Source organism: Azospirillum agricola, from assembly GCF_017876095.1.
GTDB lineage: Bacteria > Pseudomonadota > Alphaproteobacteria > Azospirillales > Azospirillaceae > Azospirillum > Azospirillum agricola.
This window is the reverse complement of record NZ_JAGINM010000006.1, coordinates 279,989-298,542: the sequence shown is the minus strand read 5'-3', so window position 1 is coordinate 298,542 and position 18,554 is coordinate 279,989. Positions and strand designations below refer to the sequence as shown.

At 71.1% G+C, this 18,554-nt stretch carries 13 protein-coding genes, 1 tRNA gene and 2 pseudogenes; 4 read left to right on the top strand and 12 right to left on the bottom strand.

Translation table 11 applies throughout. The features are described from left to right. Window positions 1-13 precede the first annotated feature (13 nt). From J2847_RS11435 to J2847_RS11415, 5 genes and pseudogenes are all read right to left on the bottom strand, one after another. Complete coding sequence (locus tag J2847_RS11435; protein WP_209779093.1) at window positions 14-6,964, bottom strand: type I polyketide synthase; 6,951 nt, start codon at window positions 6,962-6,964, stop codon at window positions 14-16. Between the two features lie 367 nt (window positions 6,965-7,331). Then, window positions 7,332-7,760: pseudogene (locus J2847_RS11430) on the bottom strand (transposase); the annotation flags it as partial. Continuing rightward, window positions 7,757-7,942 (bottom strand): annotated as a pseudogene (locus J2847_RS11425) (transposase); the annotation flags it as partial. The pseudogenes J2847_RS11430 and J2847_RS11425, both read right to left, overlap by 4 nt. 354 nt (window positions 7,943-8,296) lie before the next feature. Beyond that, window positions 8,297-8,370: transfer RNA gene (locus J2847_RS11420), tRNA-Gly, on the bottom strand. Between the two features lie 79 nt (window positions 8,371-8,449). After that, window positions 8,450-9,007, bottom strand: a complete 558-nt coding sequence (locus J2847_RS11415; RefSeq protein WP_233474467.1) for a gamma carbonic anhydrase family protein — start codon at window positions 9,005-9,007, stop codon at window positions 8,450-8,452. Window positions 9,008-9,280: 273 nt separating this feature from the next. Between J2847_RS11415 and hppD the strand changes: the two genes are divergently transcribed. The 4 genes from hppD (at window position 9,281) to J2847_RS11395 (ending at window position 12,752) form a co-directional block, all read left to right on the top strand. Further along, window positions 9,281-10,408, top strand: coding sequence for a 4-hydroxyphenylpyruvate dioxygenase (gene hppD, locus J2847_RS11410; protein WP_209779091.1), 1,128 nt, complete (start codon window positions 9,281-9,283; stop codon window positions 10,406-10,408). A gap of 17 nt (window positions 10,409-10,425) precedes the next feature. Then, window positions 10,426-10,827 carry a Rieske (2Fe-2S) protein gene (locus J2847_RS11405; protein ID WP_209779090.1) on the top strand — a complete coding sequence of 134 codons (402 nt, stop codon included), beginning with the start codon at window positions 10,426-10,428 and terminating at the stop codon, window positions 10,825-10,827. Beyond that, window positions 10,824-12,140, top strand: a complete 1,317-nt coding sequence (hmgA, locus tag J2847_RS11400) for a homogentisate 1,2-dioxygenase (protein ID WP_209779089.1) — start codon at window positions 10,824-10,826, stop codon at window positions 12,138-12,140. Before J2847_RS11405 ends, hmgA begins: the two co-directional genes overlap by 4 nt. A 90-nt stretch (window positions 12,141-12,230) precedes the next feature. After that, window positions 12,231-12,752: a lytic transglycosylase domain-containing protein gene (locus J2847_RS11395; protein WP_209779088.1), complete on the top strand. Its 522-nt coding sequence runs from the start codon at window positions 12,231-12,233 to the stop codon at window positions 12,750-12,752. 22 nt (window positions 12,753-12,774) lie between these two features. On the opposite strand, the gene J2847_RS11390 is transcribed toward J2847_RS11395, so the two are convergent. From J2847_RS11390 to J2847_RS11360, 7 genes are all read right to left on the bottom strand, one after another. Beyond that, complete coding sequence (locus J2847_RS11390; protein ID WP_209779087.1) at window positions 12,775-13,146, bottom strand: hypothetical protein; 372 nt, start codon at window positions 13,144-13,146, stop codon at window positions 12,775-12,777. A gap of 20 nt (window positions 13,147-13,166) precedes the next feature. Continuing rightward, window positions 13,167-14,348, bottom strand: a complete 1,182-nt coding sequence (locus J2847_RS11385; RefSeq protein ID WP_209779086.1) for a type II secretion system F family protein — start codon at window positions 14,346-14,348, stop codon at window positions 13,167-13,169. A 23-nt stretch (window positions 14,349-14,371) separates the two neighbouring features. Beyond that, window positions 14,372-15,883 (bottom strand): type II secretion system protein GspD, encoded by a 1,512-nt coding sequence (locus tag J2847_RS11380; protein WP_209779085.1) that lies wholly within the window; start codon window positions 15,881-15,883, stop codon window positions 14,372-14,374. Then, complete coding sequence (locus tag J2847_RS11375) at window positions 15,871-16,380, bottom strand: hypothetical protein (RefSeq protein ID WP_179166314.1); 510 nt, start codon at window positions 16,378-16,380, stop codon at window positions 15,871-15,873. The genes J2847_RS11380 and J2847_RS11375 overlap by 13 nt, the downstream gene beginning before the upstream one ends. Before the next feature lie 95 nt (window positions 16,381-16,475). Beyond that, window positions 16,476-17,198 (bottom strand): hypothetical protein, encoded by a 723-nt coding sequence (locus J2847_RS11370; protein ID WP_233474448.1) that lies wholly within the window; start codon window positions 17,196-17,198, stop codon window positions 16,476-16,478. A 176-nt stretch (window positions 17,199-17,374) separates the two neighbouring features. Next, on the bottom strand, window positions 17,375-18,148 hold the full coding sequence (locus tag J2847_RS11365) for a glycosyltransferase family 2 protein (RefSeq protein ID WP_209779084.1): 774 nt from the start codon (window positions 18,146-18,148) through the stop codon (window positions 17,375-17,377). 74 nt (window positions 18,149-18,222) lie between these two features. Next, a complete protein-coding gene (locus J2847_RS11360; RefSeq protein WP_209779083.1) occupies window positions 18,223-18,504 on the bottom strand; it encodes a hypothetical protein in 282 nt (93 codons plus the stop codon). Window positions 18,505-18,554: the final 50 nt, after the last annotated feature.

Here is an 18,554-nt window from a genome sequence, read left to right as displayed (position 1 = left end):
GATCCGCTCCGACTCAGCATGCGTCCAACGCGCGGTTCACCAGGGATTCCAGCTCGTCCAGGTCGAGGGAGTCGAGGTCGATCTCGTCGGTCCCGGCCCCGGCCTCGGCCCCGCTCCCGGCGGGCGGAGCCGTCTCGCGATCCAGATACGCGGCGAGATCCTCGACCGTCGGGTGCTCGAAGACCAGACTGACCGGGAAGCTGCGGTCCAGGGCCTCGTTGATGGCGGCGCGCACGCTGACCGATGCCAGGGAATCCAGCCCCTGCTCCATCAGGGGCAGCGTGGGATCGACCACGTCGGCTCCCGTGAAGCTCAGCGCGTCGGTGACCGTGTCGAGGACGAAGGCGAACAGCAGGCGCCGCCGCTCCTCCGGCCCGGCCTGGGCGAGCGCCGCCGCCAACCCGGCGGGCGCGGCGGGCGGCGGTGCCGTGACGGGGGTGACGAGGGAGCGGAACAGGTCTGCCCGCCCGCTTCCCCCGCCGCTCTGCTGGACGTAGCGGTCCCAGTCGCAGGCGATGGCGCAGACATGGGGAAGCCCGGACGCCAGCGCGGCGTCGAGCGCGCGGCGCCCCTGCTCGGCCGACAGGGGCTGGATGCCCAGCCGGGCGAAGCCGGTGGCGACCCGGTCGGCCGCCGCCATGCCGCCCCCGCCCCACGGCCCCCAGCCGACCGACAGGGCGGTCCGCCCCCGTGCCCGCAGGTCGGCGGCGAGGGCGTCGAGGAAGGTGTTGGCGGCGGCGTAGTTCGCCTGGCCCGGCTGGCCGAGGACCGACGCCGCCGAGGAGAACAGCACCAGCAGATCCAGGTTTCGCGCCTTGTCCGGTTGGGCCGCCAGCCGGGCGACGGTCAGCGCTCCCTCCATCTTCGGCCGGGCCACCGCGTCGAGGCGCGCGGGCGTCAGGCCGGCGAGGGCCGAATCGTCCAGCACACCGGCGGCGTGGATGATGCCGCGCAGGGCGGGCAGGGCGGGTTCCAGCCCTTGCCACGCCGTCTCGAAGCCGGCGGTGTCGGCGACGTCGGCGGCGAGCGGGTGCAGGACGACTCCGCGACGGCCGAGGCGGTCGGCCCGCTCCGCGTCGATCCCGCCGCTGCGGCTGGCCACCACGATGTGGCGCGCGCCGGCATCGGCCAGCCAGTCCAGCAGCACCCCGCCGAGCGCTCCCGAGCCTCCGGTGACGAGGTAGCAGGCGTCGGCGGTCAGCGGGACGCTCCGTGGCGCCGGCAGCGGCACCGCCCGGAGGGCCGGGGCGTGCCGCAGACCGCCGCGCCACGCCGTCTCGGGCTGGCCGGCGACGGACAGCTCGTCCAGCAGCCGGCCGGCATCCGCATCCAGGGCGTCCGCGTCCGGGGCTTCGCCGGCGGGGGCGAGGTCGATGGTCCGGCAGGGCAGGGCCGGATGTTCCAGGCGCAGCACCTTGGCCAGCCCCCACAGCGGGGCCTGGAGCGGCTGGACCGGCCCGCCGTCGACGGGCTGCGCGCCGCGCGTGACCAGCCACAGGCCGCCCGGCCCGGCGGCCGGGGCCTCGGCGAGGATCTGGGCGATCCGCAGCGCGCTGGCCGGCCCCAGATCGCGGGCGGTCTGCGGGTCGGTGCCGGCGGTGATGTCGAGGCTCCAGAGATGCAGCACCCCGACGCCCTTGCCGGCGGACAGCGCGCCGGCCTCGGCCAGGAGCGCCCGGTGCGCGGCGGGGTCGGCCGGGTCGAAGCCGTCCGCCCGGACCCGCAGGCACGGCACGGAGCGGGCGTCGAGGCGCCGGGCCACGGCGTCGCCGAGTCCGCCCCGGTCGGCGAGGATCACCCAGGCGCCCGGCGCCGGAGCGGTGCCGGCTCCGGGCAGCGGAGCGGCGTCCCAGGCGACGCGGTAGAGCGGGACGGGGGTGTCGGGGATGATCTGTGCCCGCCGCGCCAGCCGGCCGACGAGGCCGGCGATCTCCAGCACGGGCGTGCCGTCCTCCTCGCACAGGTGGATGTGGCCGGTGACGCCGCCGCCGTCGGCCTGCCGGGCGAAGGTCCCCCAGGCCCACAGGCTGTCCCCGCGCGGGCGGCGGTGGAAGCGCAGCGTCTCGATGCCGGACGGGATGAAGGTGTCCTCCACCTCCAGGTCCACGGCGGCGACCATCAGGCCGAAGCAGGAATCGATCAGCCCCGGATGCAGCCCGTAGGCGGCGTCGGTGGCGGCGTCTAGCCCCGCCGGACGGCGTAGCCGGCAGAAGGCCTGCCCCGCGCCGCGGGCCAGCGCGGTCATCCAGCGGTACTGCGGCCCCAGCGCGATGTGGCGCTCCTCCAATCGCCGGTGATGGCGGTCGAGATCCAGCGGTTCGGGGCAGGCGGCGGCGCAGTCGGCCAGCCTTGGAGCCGCCGTCGGCCCGCCGGCCGGAACGGTGGCCAGCGTTCCGGTGACGTGGCTGCGGTGGCTGCGGTCCTCGCCCAGGGAAATCAGGGTGAATCCGGCGTGTTCCGCCGCTTTCCCGCCGGCCTCCGGCCGAATTGCCAGCTGAACGCGCACCCCATCGGCCGGGACCACGAGCGCCTGGACGAAGGTGACGTCGCGGATGGTGAGTCCCGCGCCGGTCCGCGGCCTGGCCGCTGCGTCGCCGCCGACGCCCAGCAGCATCGACATGAAGCAGGCGCCGGACACCACCACTTCGCCATGGACCCGGTGATCCGCCAGCAGCGGCATCCGTGCGGTGTCGAGCCGGCCTTCGTAGAAGACGTCCGCGATCAGCGGAGACTCGAAACGGCGGTCGAGCAGGGGATGCGGGCGCGTCTCCTCCGCGACCGCCGGAGCGGCCTTGGGCGGATCCAGCCAGAAGCGGCGGGTCTCGAAGGGATAGGTCGGCAGCGGAAGCCGCCGCCGCCGGTAGGGGCGGTCGAAGCCGAACCAGTCGACCGTGCCGCCACGCGCGTGGAATCGTCCGAGCGCCTCCAGCAGCGGGCGCCAGCCCTCGGCGGTCATCTCCAGGACGACGGCGTCGCCGGGAACGGGAAGGGGGGCGTCGGCGATTTCGTTGCGGACGACCGCCTCCAGCGCCGTGTCAAGCGACTGGTTGCCGAGCACCCAGGCGGCCATCGGGCCGGCGACGGAACCGCCGTCGGCCCCATCCGTCTCCACCCCCCAGCTCCGCCACAGCTCGGCGATGGCGGCGCCGAGGCTGGCGGCGGCGGCGCGGGTGAAGGCGGGGTCGTCGGGCCAGCCGGCGTCGCCATACAGGCATTCGACGAGGGCGTGCGGCATGATCCCGCGCAGGATCGCGTCGCAGCGCTCCAGCGCCGCGCGGAAGGGCGGCGACGTGCGGAACAGCTCCTCCCCCAATCCGGGGCGGGCGTCGTCGCCGAAACGGAAGACCGCCTTGACCGAAGCCGAGGCCGGCGCCATGGCGGTCTGGCCGTCCGCCACCGCGTCCAGCGCGGCGCGCAGCCCTTCCAGGCTGTCGAAGACGAAGGCGCGGCGGTGCTCGAACGGCTTGCGCCCGCTGTTGGCGGTGAAGCACAGGTCGGCCGGATCGAGGTCGGGCCGTTCGGCCAGGGTGCGCCGGTAGGAGCGGGCCAGCGCCGCCAGGGCGGCCGGCGTCCGCGCCGACAGGGTCAGCAGGTGCAGCGGCCGGTCGTCGGGAACCGGCGCCCGCTCGACCGGCGGCGCCTCTTCCAGGATGACGTGGGCGTTGGTGCCGCCGATGCCCAGCGAATTGACCCCGGCGCGGCGCGGCACCCCGGCCGGCGGCACCCACGGCAGCAGGGCCGTGTTGATGCGGAAGGGGCCGTTCTCCAGGTCGATGGCCGGGTTGGGGCGGTTGAAATGCAGGGTCGGCGGGATTTCCCGGTGATGCAGCGCCAGCACCGTCTTGATGAAGCCGACGATGCCGGACGCGATCTGGAGATGCCCGACGTTGGTCTTGACCGAGCCGAGCGCGCAGGCGTTGCGCGGGGCGCCGGGGCTGTGCAGGGCGGCGGCGAGGCTCGACACCTCGATGGGGTCGCCGAGCGCGGTGCCGGTGCCGTGGGCCTCCAGGAAGGTGATGGTCTCGGGCGGCACCGCGGCGGCGGCCAGCGCGTCGCGCACCACCCGCGTCTCGCCGGCGCCGCTGGGCGCCATGAAGCCGACCTTGACGCCGCCGTCGTTGTTGACGGCGGTGCCCTTGATCACCGCGTAGACATGGTCGCCGTCGGCCAGCGCCGCCTTCAGCGGCTTCAGCAGCACCGCCCCGACGCCGCTGCCGAAGATGGTGCCGCTGGCGTCGGCGTCGAAGGCGCGGCAATGGCCGTCGGCCGACACCAGCATCCCGTCCTGCCAGAGATGGCCGGCCGCCTGCGGGCTCTGCACCGCCGCCGCCCCGGCGAGCGCCATCGCGCAGTCGCCGCTCAGCAGGCTCTGCACCGCCGCGTGGATCACCACCAGCCCGGTCGAGCAGGCGGTCTGCACGTTCAGGCTGGGGCCGCGCAGGTCCAGCTTATAAGAGGTGCGGGTGGCGATGTAGTCCTTGTCGTTCCCGACCATGGCCTGGAATCCGCCCATGGAATCCAGGGTGAAGACGTCGATGCGGTCGCGCGGGTCGAGCTTGTCGCGGTTGGGGTGGACGTTGTTGGTGAAGTAGGTGTTCATGCTGGCACCGGCGAAGACGCCGATGCGGCCGGTGGTGTGGAAGGGGTTGTAGCCGGAATCCTCCAGCGCCTCCCACGCGCAGTGCAGGAACAGCCGCTGCTGCGGATCCATCAGCTCGGCCTCGCGGGCGCCGTAGCCGAAGAAGGCGGCGTCGAAGCCGGCGGCGTCCTTCAGCACCGGGCTGGCGCGGACATAGTCGGGAGCCGACACCGCGTCGCGGTCGAAGCCGGCGGCGACCAGCTCCTCCACCGTGAAGCGGGCGATGGATTCGCGTCCCTCGCGCAGGTTGTCCCAGAATTCGGCGACGCTGTCGGCGCCGGGGAAGCGGCAGGCCATGCCGATCACCGCGACCTCCGTCTCGCCGTCGGTTCGGCGGCGCGGGGCTTCGGCCGGCGTGGCGGCGGCGTCCGGCTCGCGCAGGAAGTCGGCCAGCGTGCGGACGGTCGGGTGCTTGAACAGGTCGACCAGCTCCAGGCCGGGGAAATGCTCCTTCAGGCGGCCGTGGACCTGGATCAGCAGGATCGAATGGCCGCCGATCTCGAAGAAATTCTCGTCAGGCCCGATCTCCGGCAGGTCGAGGGCCGTCCTCCAGATATCGGCGATGACGGCGTCCTGGCCGCCGCCGGACCGGCGGGACGGCGGGGCCGGGTGCTTGACGTCGGCCGGAGCGGAGAGGGGCGCGGAGGCTGGCAGGGCGCGGTCGCGGAACTCGCCGCGCTCGAATCGCCGCTTCAGCTCCAGCCGCTGGATCTTGCCGATCGAGGTCTTGGGCACCTGATCGGCGGGCAGCGGCACCAGATGGGCCGGTGCCAGGCCGGTGCGGCGGGTCAGATGCAGCCGGATGCGCCGCCCCAGCTCCGCCAGGCCGTCCGGGGCCGGATTGGAGGGGCTGAACAGCAGCACCAGCTCCTCGGTCCCGTGCGTGGCGTTCCAGACGGAGAAGGCGGCGGTGAAGGACGGTGCGACGCCCTCGATCTCCTCGGCCGCCGCCTCGACGTCGTGGGCCGGGATGTTCAGGCCGTTGATGATGATGATCTGCTTCTTGCGGCCGGTGATGTGCAACTCGCCGCCGGCGATGTAGGCGAGATCGCCGGTGGCGAACCAGCCGCCGGGCTTCAGAGCCTCGGCGTTGGCCTCGGGATTGTCGGTGTAGCCGGCGGTCACCGACGGGCCGCGCATCTCCAGATGGCCGATCTCGCCCTCGGGAAGGACGGCGCCGTCGTCGTCGGTGACGCGGATGGCCGCCCCCGGAATCGGTGGGCCCAGCGAGACGCTGGCGGGGTTTCCGGCCAGCTCCGCCCGCGTCAGCCCGCGCGACCAGGTGATGCCCGAGCAGCTTTCCGCCATGCCGAAGGCCGGGCGCAGGGCGTTGTCCGGCAGGCCGTAGCGCTCCAGCAGCTCCAGTGCGGCGGCCGAGGTCGCCGCCGCCACCTGCTCCCCGGCGCTGACCAGGAAGCGCATGCAGGACAGGTCGAGCCGCATCCCGGCCAGCCGGTCGGCGCTGCGCCCGATCAGCGAGAAGGCGAAGTTCGGAGCCCAGGACACACTGGCCCGGTGGCGGTCGATCAGCTCCAGCCAGCGCAACGGGTCGGTCAGGATGTGGGAGGTCGGGGCATGGACCTGCCAGCCGCCGAGCAGGGCGGGCATCACGCCCAGGAAGACGTTGGCGCCGGGATGGTCGAGCGGCATCCAGTTCAGCGTGACGTCGGCGGTGGTGAAGCCGTTGGCCTGGATGGTGCCGGCCACCATCGCCAGTATGTTGGCGTGGGTCAGCCGCACCGCCTTGGGCATGCCGGTGCTGCCCGAGGTCAGCGGCATCATCGCCGGATCGCCGGAACTCACCGGTGGCAGCCGGGTCACGGCCCCGCCGTTCCACAGCGGTTCGGCCGGCAGGGCGCGGAAGCCTGTCCATCCCTGCGCCGCGGCATGGGCGGCGAGCGCGGCGGGCAGGTCGCCGTCGGCCACCACCACGGGCCGCGCCAGCAGCGACCACACGCCGTGGAGCTTGCGCAGCGCCGGAGCATCCTCCTCGACCAGCGGCGGCGGCGCCATCGGCACGGCGACGATGCCGCCCAGGAAGCAGGCCCACAGCAGCGGCAGGAGGGTGCCCACCCCCTTCACCGGCAGGATCACCCGATCCCCCTGGCCCACGCCGGCGGCGTTCAGCCCGCCGAGAATCCGCCGGGCCTCGTCCAGCAGGGTCCGGTAGGGCCGGCTGTGCGCGGCTCCGTCATCGTCCAGCCACACCAGGCCGCCATCGCCGTCCGCCGCCCGAAGAAGAACCTGCCCGACATTGTCCAGCCCGATATCGATCAGGAAGGCTCCGGCGGCGCTGGCGTGCGTCGTGTCTGGTGCTTGGCTCATTGTCCACCTGGATCTGGCAGGGATTCGGTGATGAATTCAGGCTGCGTTCTTCCGGACCGGGAAATCAGTCCACCGGAATTATCCCGCATACATAGTGGAATTCCTTCCAGCCGGCCTGCAAAGCCTGACCATATGAGTTAATCCAACAAGCTGCTGTCAAGTTGACTTTGCTGCGCACGACACTGGCGCTTGAAAAAGAATCCCGCATCTGAACCGCAGCGGGTGAACAGGTCCCGATTTCCGTGACAATCGGACAAGTCTGGTTCGCCCGGGAAGGAGGGGTGGAGCCGAAAACGGGGCGTCAGGCGACATCCCAATTTGGTCCTTCCGTGTTTTCGGTGAAGCAGCGTGGCTGGAGCGCTGCCGTTCAAGCAACCTCCAGGACCCGTTGACGCAGCAGGTCGAACTTGGCGCGGCCGCACATGGTTCGCTTGATGGTCTTCAATCGGCTGATTTGCCCCTCCACCGGCCCGGTGCTCCACGGCAGCGACAGCGCCGTGCGGATCGCCGCGAGATCACGCGCGAGCCCATCGGCAAACCCAGCCAGGGCGGTTTCCTTCGCCGCGGCCAACCATTCATCAAACCGGCCCGCCTGCTGACGGCGCGCCATGGTGCTGAACGCGCGGGCCAACTCGATGACCCTGGTGAGTCCCTCGGAACGGATGAGCAGGGCATCGACGAACCGTTGTTCGGCGGCATCGATCGTCTCTGGATCGGCCACCACCAGCCACGCCGCCCGGCGTTTCGAGGGCAGCTTCCATGGTCTCATCGTGCCGGCCGCGCCGTTTGCGTCCCGAGGCCGTACCCCATCTCAACGGGCAGGTATTCCCAGGGAATGCCGGTTCTCAGAACGAACACGATACCGGTCAGCGCGTCACGGTGACCAACCGCAGGACGCCCGTTGCTGCCCGCCGGCTTCGGCGGCGGCAGCAACGGTTCAATGATCGACCAAAGCCGATCGGGGACAAGGGGGGCCATATCCCTTCAACAACCAAAACGCCCTTTTGTTAGGTGCTCTAAGCGAACTGTCCGGGAAACGGGGGCCAGCTCAGCACGGGCGCCGATGTTCCCTGAGCCGCCTGCAATGCTATGGGAACTTTTTTTGCAACAGCCTATCCGCCGATGGCTGCCAGCGACAAACATCAAGGCTTGCGCAGCTGCGTAGCGCGCAGTGATGGTGTTGAGTTATCGGATAAATGTCGAGTACGCCGCCAGCGTTTATGTGCTTTTGGCCGCCCTCAAGGGGAGCGTGGCCGTTCGTCGGTGTTTTTCGTACCGATTCCGTACAGCACGCTTCAGGGGAAAGGTTGGGCGCTAAGCCCTTGAAAAACTTGGAGCGGGTGAAGGGAATCGAACCCTCGTCGTAAGCTTGGGAAGCTTCTGCTCTACCATTGAGCTACACCCGCGTCGCGATTGTTTATAAGTGACGGGCCGGCCGAATTCAAGCGCTTATCTGAAGCGCTGCAATGACGCCGGCACAAGCGGTCAAGCCTCCCGGTAGGTGCGGGCGAGGCCGGCGTAGTGGCGCACGTCGAAGGCCATGAACTCGATTTCCGCCGGGGTCACCTCGCGCAGCATTTTGGCGGGGCTCCCCGCCCAGAGTTGGCCCCGGCCGACCCTCTTGCGTGGCGTCACCACGGCCCCGGCCGCGACCATCGCGTCGCTCTCCACCACGGCCCCGTCCAGCACGATGGCGCCGATGCCGATCAGGCAGCGGTCCGCCAGCGTGCAGCCGTGCAGGCGGACGCCGTGGCCGAGGATGACGTCGGCACCGATCACCGTCGGATGCTCGTTCAGCATTACATGGATGATGGTGCCGTCCTGGATGTTGGTGCGCGGCCCGACGGTGATCGGGTTGTCGTCGCCGCGCAGCACACAGCCGAACCAGACGCTGGCCTCGGCTCCGATCGTCACGTCGCCGACGACGACGGCGCCGGGTGCGATGTAGGCGTCCGGCGCGATGCGGGGAAGGATTCCCTTGAAGGGCTGGATGATCGCGCCGGGATGGCGGCGGCGCAGATCGTTGAGGCTGTCGGTCCCCATCGGAGCGGCCCCCATGGGAGCGGCGGGCATCGGATCGGCGGGCATCGGTCTTCCTCTCGGCGCTGGCGGTCCGTCCGGTTCCGGCCGGTCCAGAGCGGTTCGGTCGCATCCTGATGCAATCGGCGGCTCCGGCCAAGCCCGCCGATGAGGACAAAGTCCGCACTTTGCAAAAGCACGGGATTATAGTTTCATACGCAACAGAATGGATGCCAAACCGTTGGGGGAACGAGGCGACGCCCGTCCTGCCGACGCTCCAACCCCGATGAGGAATCGATGACCAGCACCGTTTCCAGCGCGGCGATCTCGCAACCCGGCGATCCGCGCATCACCGCCGACAACCCGATGGGCACCGACGGCTTCGAGTTCGTCGAATATGCGTCGACGGAGCCGGAAAAGCTCGGAGCGCTGTTCGAGACGATGGGATTCAAGGCCGTCGCCCGCCACCGGTCCAAGGCGGTCACGCTCTACCGGCAGGGCGACATCAACTTCATCGTCAACGCCGAACCCGACAGCTTCGCCCGCCGCTTCGCCGAGGCGCACGGCCCCTGCGCCTGCGCCATGGCCTTCCGCGTCGCGGATGCGCGCTACGCCTTCGAGCGGGCGGTGAGCCTGGGCGCCACGCCGGTCCCCAACCCGGTCGGGCCGATGGAGCTGAACATTCCGGCCATCGAGGGCATCGGCGGCAGCCTGCTCTATTTCGTCGACCGCTACGGCGACCAGGGATCGATCTACGACGTCGACTTCCGCTGGACCGGGGAGCGCGAGGCCCATCCCGAGGGCGTCGGGCTGCTGGCCATCGACCACCTGACCCACAACGTCCGCCGCGGCAACATGGAAACCTGGGCCGGCTTCTACGAGCGGCTCTTCAACTTCCGCCAGATCCGCTATTTCGACATCGCGGGCAAGTTCACCGGCCTGTTCTCCAAGGCGCTGACCAGCCCCGACGGCAAGATCCGCATCCCGATCAACGAGAGCGCCGACGACAAGAGCCAGATCGAGGAGTATCTGCGCGACTACAGGGGCGAGGGCATCCAGCACGTCGCCTGCGAGACGAACGACATCTACGCCACCGTGGACCGGCTGGCGAAGAACGGGCTGGACTTCATGCCGGCCCCGCCCGACACCTATTACGACCGCATCGAGGACCGCCTGCCCAACCATGGCGAGCCGCTCGACCGGCTGCGCGAATACGGGCTGCTGGTCGATGGCGGCGGCGTGGTCGAGGGGGCGGAGACCAAGCTGCTGCTGCAAATCTTCTCCAAGACGGTGATCGGCCCGATCTTCTTCGAGTTCATCCAGCGCAAGGGCGACGATGGCTTCGGCGAGGGCAATTTCAAGGCGCTGTTCGAAAGCATCGAGGCCGACCAGCTCAACCGCGGCGTCATCGGTCCCGGCGCATGATCCCGCCGGCGGGGGCCGTGGAATCCGTGGAGGCCTGGCGCCGGGACCCGAACGCCCCGGCGCCGGGAACCCCGCTGGGGCCGCTCGACGCCATCCACGACGGCGGGGTGCGGGAGTTCCGCTTCGGCGAGGGGCGGCGGATCTTCTCGCTGCTGGTCGTCCGCCGCGGCGTCGAGGCCCGCGCCTACGTCAACGCCTGCCCGCATGTCTGGCTGCCGCTGACCTACCGGCACGACCGGGTGGTCAGCGGCGACGGGCGGCGGCTGATCTGCTCGAACCACGCCGCCGAGTTCGCGGTGGAGGACGGAAGCCCGCTCTCCGGCCCAGGCGCCGGTCCGGCGACGCCGGATTGCCGGCTGACGGCGGTTCCCGTCCACGTCGACGAACGCGGCCAGCTTCGCATCGGAAATCCGGCATGACCACCAGCGCACCGACCTACCAGTCCGGCTTCGGCAATGAATTCGCCACCGAGGCGCTGCCCGGCGCCCTGCCGGCCGGGCGCAACTCGCCGCAGCGGGCGCCCTACGGGCTCTACGCCGAGCAGCTCTCCGGCACCGCCTTCACGGCCCCCCGCGCCCGCAACCGGCGATCCTGGCTCTACCGCATCCGCCCGGCGGCGGTGCATCATCCCTTCGAGCCGCTGGAGGGCGCGCGCGGCAACGGCCGGCTGCTCAGCGTCTTCGACGCGGTGCCGGCCCCGCCCAACCAGCTCCGCTGGGATCCGCTGCCGATTCCGGAGGCGCCCGTCGATTTCCTCGACGGGATGATCACCATGGCCGGCAATGGCGGGCCGGAGACGCAGACCGGCTGCGGCATCCATCTCTACGCCGCCAACCGCGACATGGCCGGCCGCTTCTTCTACGACGCCGACGGCGAACTGTTGATCGTGCCGCAGCAGGGCCGGCTGCGGCTGGCGACCGAGTTCGGCGTGCTGGAGGTCGAGCCGCAGGAGATCGCGGTGATCCCGCGCGGCGTCCGTTTCCGCGTCGAACTGCCGGACGGCGCGGCGCGGGGCTATGTCTGCGAGAATTACGGCGCTCCGTTCCAGCTTCCCGACCTCGGCCCCATCGGCTCGAACGGGCTGGCCAACCCGCGCGACTTCCTGACCCCGACGGCGTGGTACGAGGACGTCGAGGGCGATTTCGAACTGGTCGCCAAGTTCCTCGGCAAGCTATGGAGCGCCCGCATCGGCCATTCGCCACTGGACGTGGTGGCGTGGCACGGCAACGACGCGCCCTACAAGTACGACCTGCGGCGCTTCAACACCATCGGCTCGATCAGCTTCGACCATCCCGACCCGTCGATCTTCCTGGTGCTGCAATCGCCCAGCGACACGGCGGGGGTGGACAACGTCGATTTCGTCATCTTCCCGCCGCGCTGGCTGGTGCAGGAGGAGACCTTCCGCCCGCCCTGGTTCCATCGCAACGTCGCCAGCGAGTTCATGGGGCTGATCGTTGGGGTCTACGACGCCAAGGAGGAGGGCTTCCTGCCCGGCGGCGCGTCTTTGCACAACTGCATGAGCGGCCATGGCCCGGACGCCGAGACCTTCGCCAAGGCGACGGCCGCCGACACCGGCAAGCCGCAGCGCATCGCCGACACCATGGCCTTCATGATCGAGACCCGCGCCGTCATCCGCCCGACCCGCCACGCTCTGGAGACGGCGCAGCTCCAGCACGAGTATTACCGCTGCTGGCAGGGGCTGGAGCGGCGGTTCGACCCGACGCGGCGGTGAGGGGAAACGGCGGAGGCCAAGGCGGGCAGTGAATTAAAGATATCTTAGCGGGAATCGTTTCTTCTGCCCGGCGAACGGTGGAGCGGAAGCGTGCGGACGGGATTCGCCAGACGGCTGCGGCAGAGGGGGATCGGGCTGGGCGCCCTGCTGGCCATCGCCATGGCGGGAACCGCTTCCCCCGTGCTGGCCGGGAAGCCCCCGGCGGGCATCGAGGCGGTGCCGCCGCTCTGCCTGGCCTACGCGGCGGAGGAGTGGGGCGTGCCGGTCGACGCCCTGCGGTTGATCCTGGCGGTGGAGGGGGGAAGCCCCGGCGCCTGCTCGGCCAACAGCAACGGGACCGAGGATTGCGGGCCGGGCCAGATCAACAGCATCTGGTTTTCGGTGATCGCCGCTGGCCGCGTGCCCCCGGCGGCGATCCGGCAGGCGCTGACCCACGACGCCTGCTACAACGTCCGGGTGACCGCCTGGATCCTGCGGCGCGAGATCGACGCGGTGGGCTGGGACCGGTTCTGGACGGCGGTCGGCAACTACCACAGCCGCACGCCGGAGCATCACGCCAAGTATCTGCGCCGCATCGTCGAGGCGGCGAAGGCGCTCTCCATCCAGCCGTGACGGGCGCGGCGTCCTGAAGTCCTCAAGACCCGCTACGGCGCAGCTCCATCCGCATGGCGACCTTGCCATCGCTGCCGCAGGCCTTGCCCATGCAGAAATAGGCCAATTCCATGTCCGGGCAGAAGGCCAGCAGGCCCGTGGCGTCGGTCAGCGCGGTGCGCTGGTCGGCGGTGTCCGCCATCGTCAGGCGCAGGCCGTCGGCGGTCGGCGCCACCTCGCCGCCGACCCGGCGGGCCGCGGCGAGGCAGGAGGCCTCCGTCTGCCCGGCGCCGTCGGCGACCGCCTCGGCCAGCCTCAGGCCACGGATGTGCAGGGCCGCCCCGGCGCCGCCGAAGAGCGCCCCCAGGACCAGCAGGGCGATGCAGACGATGCGGACGGCGGCGGGTTCGAACATGGCGGGCAGGATGGCAGGCTCTAGAAGGGCTGTCGCGCGATATGTTCGGACAATTGCAGGATCGGGATGATGGTCAGGCCGAACAGCACGATTCCGGCGATGCTGACCACCAGCACCGACAGCCCGCGCAGCACCGGCTCCGTCACCGCCACCGCGTGGAGGTAGAGGTCGCGGTGCTGCTCGGCCAGCGCCGACAGGGTCTGGGCCAGTTCGGCGCGGTTCTCGGCGGCGGCGAGTGCTGCGCGGTCGGTGCCGTGCAGGCCGCGCAGCGCGTCGGTCCAGGGCAGGCCGAGCGCGATCGCCCCGGTCGCCCCCTCCAGGTCGGCGCGCAGCGCGCCGGGCGGCGCGCCCTCGGCGGTCAGCCGCAGCGCGCGGTCGATCGGCACGCCGCCGCCGACGAGCAGCGCCAGCTCGCGGAAGGTCACATGCCCCTGCACGCCGAGCGCGAGGTCGCGGTAGAGCGGGACGGCCATGATCGCCCGGTCGATCCGGCTGGGCGCCAGCCGCCGGCCGGCGGTGGCGAGCGCCGTCATCGCCGCCAGCGCCGCCAGCAGCACGGCGACCGCCCCGGTCGTCACGTCGGACAGCAGATAGACCCAGCCGACATCGACCTCCTCGCCGGCGCGGCGGAACACCTCGGTGTCGAGCAGGATCGGCGTCAGGAAGACCGAGGTGCCGACCATCACCGCGCCGGCCATCGCCACGTAGAGCACCGCCAGCAGCAGGCCGGAGCGGAACTCCTGCCGCGCCCCCGCGACCTGGCGCTCGAAGCTGGCGGCGGTGCGCAGGGCGGCGGGCGTGCCCTCGCCGAAGCCGCCGGCGCGGACCAGGGCGACGAGGTTGGGCGGGAAGTCGCGCGGCAGCCGCTGCATCGCCGCGGCCAGATCGTCGCCCAGCTCGACCGCGTCGGCCATCCGCTCCGCCGTGCGGCGGATGCGGCCGCGGAAGGAGGCGGCGATGCGGCGCAGCGCCTCGGCCAGCCCGACGCGGGAGTCCAGCATCGCCGCCAGCCGGATGAACAGGATGTGCCGCTCGTTGCGGTCGAGCGGGCGGCCCCAGCCGCCGAGCTTCCGGCGCGGACGCACCGCCAGGATGCGGCCGCGCCCGCTCAGCGCGTTGCGGGCGGCCGGGGCGTCGGCGGCCTCGATTTCCAGGCTGCGCACCCGCCCCTCGGCGATCAGTCTGACCTCGAACCACGCCATGGCGGCGCCGGCCCCCCTCTGGCTCAGTTCGGCACTTCGCGGAAGACGGTGACGGTCGGGCGCAGGATCAGGAACAGGGCGTCCTTGGCGATGTCCTGCGCCCGCTTGCCGATGCCCTCCTCGATGACGCCGCGCGTCGCCGTCGGCTGGTTGCCGCTGAAGCCCCGGCTGTCGGTCTGCAACCCGCCCAGCACCACCGTGCTGCCGGCGACCACCCGGACGATGTCGTTCAGCGCCTGTTCCTGCGTCACCGGCTGGGTCAGGATGCCGACCTGGTTGCCGGCGTTGAGGTCGCGGAACTCGATCAGGTTGTTCAGCAGCAGGTTGAGGTCGACGGTGACGATCCGGGTGTCGGCGTCGTAGTGCGGCGTCAGCTTGATGGTCAGGCCGGTCTGCACCGTGCCGGTCTGCGCCGAGCCGAGCACCCCCGGCGTGTTGAGCGTGGTGGCGGAGTTGGCGGCGGTGGTCGCGGTGGACAGCCCGCTGACGGCGGTGACGCCGACGCCGGTCACGTAGGGGATGGTCTGGCCGCTGCGCAGCGTCACCTCCGCACCCGAGAGCGTGTGCACCTCGACGTTCTGGCGGGTGTCGGTCTGGCCGAACTTCGACAGGAAGGCGATGGCGCCGGCGACGTTGAGGGCGCCGCTGAACCCCAGCAGGGTGGCGGGCTTGGCGACGTTGAAGGACAGGGGTTGCTGGGAATTCGCCAGCGTGCCGAGCAGCGTCCCGTTGCCCGTCGTCGTGCCGTTGACGGTGGCCGTCGAGCCCGACGGCAGCTGGCTGAACTGCAAGGCCAGCGCGTTCCAGTCGAAGCCGCTGGCCGACTGGTCGGTCAGGCCCAGGCTGACGACGGCGAGCTGGATGCGCACCATCGCCATGTTGCGGTGCAGCCGGTCGACGTAGGGCTGGATCACCTCGCGGTAGACGGTGGGCGCGGCGGAGAAGACGACCTGCCCGCCGCGCAGCGACTGGGTGATGTCGGTGGCGCCCAGCGTCTTCAGGTCGCTCATCACCGAATCGATGACCGCCTGGTTCTGCGGCACGGTGAAGGCGAAGCGGTCGCGGTTGCTGAGGAACAGCGTCCCGTTCTGCCACCAGGCGACCACCCCCATGCCGGTTTCCAGCACGCCGGCCAGATCGGTGAAGGTCCCGGAGAAGGACTGGAAGGGCAGCGTCTGCCGCAGCATGGCGGCGCCGTCGGTGCCCTCGAACCGGCTCGCCATCGGCACGCCGGAATAGGCCATCATGCTGGACAGCCGCTCCAGCGTGTTCTCGCCGGACGGGAAGCTGACCGAGATGCGGCGGGCGGCAAGGCTGGGCGGCAGGGATTCGCGCAGCGAGCGCGCCACCAGCATGCCGCGGCTGACCGGCACCTCGGTGACGGGCGGGGAGGGATCCTCGGTCAGCGTCTGCCGGGTCTCGGCGACCACCGCCGCGCGCGGCGGCAGGTTGCCGACCTCCGGCAGCGAGCAGGCCGCCAGCCCGAGCGAGGCCATCAGGGCGGCGGGAAGCCGGGAACGGGTCAGCGTGCGCATGAGGAGGGTCCGCCGGGTGCCGCCGGAAAGGCGCGCGGGTCGATCAGGAAGGGCGTGCCCGAGCGGTCCTGGAAGAAGGCGCGACCGTCGAGGCAGCCGATGAAGGTGGCGCCGGCCGGCACCAGCTCGGCCCCGCCCAGGTTGGGCAGCGGCGGCAGGCGGGGAGCGCCGCCGCCGGGACCGGGGAGCGCCTTGCCGGCCATGCCGCCGGACGCGCCGCCCGCCGAGGCCATGCGGCGGGCCATCGCGTCCTCCAGCGCCTGGGGCAGGGCGCCGTCGCGGGCCTTGCCGTCGAGCGCGTCGATCATGGTCTTGGCCAGCCGCTCCTCCAGCCCGTTGACGGCGCGGTCGATGCGTTGCTGGAGCCTGCCCTCCAGCGACTCCTGGCGTTCCCTGGGCGTCAGGAAGGGGCTTTCCTCCGCCACGGCGGCCGCCAGCGGGGCCACCGCCAGGAGCGCGGCGGCGAGGCATGCCCGCAAGGTCGGCCGTCTGTTCATCGCGCTTGCCCCCACCCTGACCCTCCCCCACCGGGCGGGGGAGGGAACTCCGCCGCATGCCCCGTCTAACCCGGAAATCCTTAAGGAAACGGCCTTCATCGGGCGGTCGCGGTTTCGATGGTCCAGCGGCCGTCGCGGTATTCCAGCTTGCTGACGTAGCTGTCCGGTCCGATGGTCGCCAGCGCCTTCTCCCACTGGCGGTGCGGCATCTGGTCCAGGGTCAGGACCTGCGCGCGCGGCACGCGGTGCGGCGACCAATAGTAGAGTCCGCCGCCCGTCGTCAGCAGGCCGAGCCCGGCGGCGAAGCCGACCGCCGACAGGGCCAGCGGGACCGACACCGGGGTGGCGACCCGCCGCATCCGCCGTGTCGGCCGGATGGTGCGCAGCCGCACCTGGTCGGCCGTCACCCAGGGCGGGATGACGAGGCCATAGGCGCGGCCGTCGACCTTGGCGGTCGGCCGCATCGCCGCCATCTGGAGCTGGACCTGCCGGCTCTTCGCCTCGGGCAGCAGGCCGCCGACCGGGCGGCCGTTGCGCACCGTCAGTTCGAACACCCGGCGGCCCGACGGCACCAGCGCGATGCCGCCGGGGTTGGCGTCCAGTTCGGTGACGAGGTCGGGCAGGAAGGAGCGGCCGGGGCCGCCCTCGTGGATCTCGTAGAGGTAGCCGGTCCACAGCGGCTCCACGGCGTACCAGCAGCGCTCGGAGGTCTTCAGCGTGCGGCGGGCGAAGGAGCGCGCGTAGGCGAGCGCGTCGCGGCGCTCCACCCCCTCCAAAAATCCGTACAGAACATTGGCCGCCAGCCCGCCGTCACCCAAGAACGAACCTGCCTTCCGATGCCTCTTCCCAAAAGCGGTACGCCGCTTTCCCGCCGACAATACTCTGAAAGGCCGAGTATTGGCAGTTGTTTATGGTGCCCGCCGCTGATGGTCAACAGCAAAAGCCGGGCCAACGGCCGGGCTTCCGCTGTCCCGGTCCTTGTCGCCTTCGCTTCTCACCCCCGGGTGTAGGCCAGCACCTGCGGTCCGAACAGGCGTTCGAGCAGGACCGGCGGCAGCTCGTACTGCGGCAGGCACAGGCTGGTGCTGCGGGGGTGCAGCGTGTGCAGGCACAGCCCTTCGGCGTCGGGAAAGGCGCCGACGCGGAACCGTTCGCGCGCCGCCTGGACGAAGGGGGCGTCCTCGCAGGCGTTCACCGGCGGAAATCGCACCGCCTGCCACAGAGCCCGCCGGTAGGCGTAGGAGAAGCCGTAGCCGTCCAGATTGTCGGGGGAGGGCGGGTCGTCCGCCGCCTCCACCCACTCGCAGGCGGTGCGGCCCCAGCGGTGGTGCGAGCCGCCGCGCGCGGTGTCCCAATAGCCGAAGCGGTCGTGGACGACGCTGTGCAGGAACCAGCCCGACAGCTTGACCAGATCGAAGCCCTGCTCCAGCCAGCCGACCATGCGTTCCACATAGGCCGGGGCGTAGAAATCGTCGTCGTCCATGTGAAGAATGATTTCCCCGGTCGCATGCTCGGCCAGGATGTTGCGCTTCTCGCCGATGGCGTAGCGGCTGGGAGAGTAGAAGTATTTCAGCCGTGGCCCGGCCAGCGGCTGGAGATAGGCCGACGGGCGCGGGCTGTCGTCGAAGACCAGCCATTCGATCGCCCCGTGGGTCTGCGCCTGGATGCGGGCGTGCAGCCGGGGCAGGAAATCCTCGCGCTGCCAAGTGGGCGTGACGACGCTGACCAGGGGGCCGGACGGGTGACATGCGGAAGAGGGGGAGGCCATGGCCGGTCCTGCGCGGGTTTCGCCTTGATGGTGCCCTGCATCATAGCACGCCGCCGCCGGTCCCCCAGCGCCCGTCACCCCCGGCCGCGGTCGCGGTCACGGTCGCGGATGCAGTGGGTGGGCGGGCAGGACCGGCAGCTCTGGCAGCACAGCTCGTCGAGGTCCACCATGATCCCGTGTGCGGTCAGCACGCTCTGCGCGTAGACGGTGTAGAGCTTGCCCAAGGCGGGGCCGCCGTTCGGGCGGGGGGACGAGGCGCCGGTCGGCGTGGCCGCCACCACCCGTTCCACTTCATCGATTGCCCGGCGGATTGCGGACGGATCGAACATCGGCCCCTCGAATTCGCGCTGCTTCATTGCACCGCATATAATGGGATGATGCGCCCAATCTGGAACGGTTACAACGT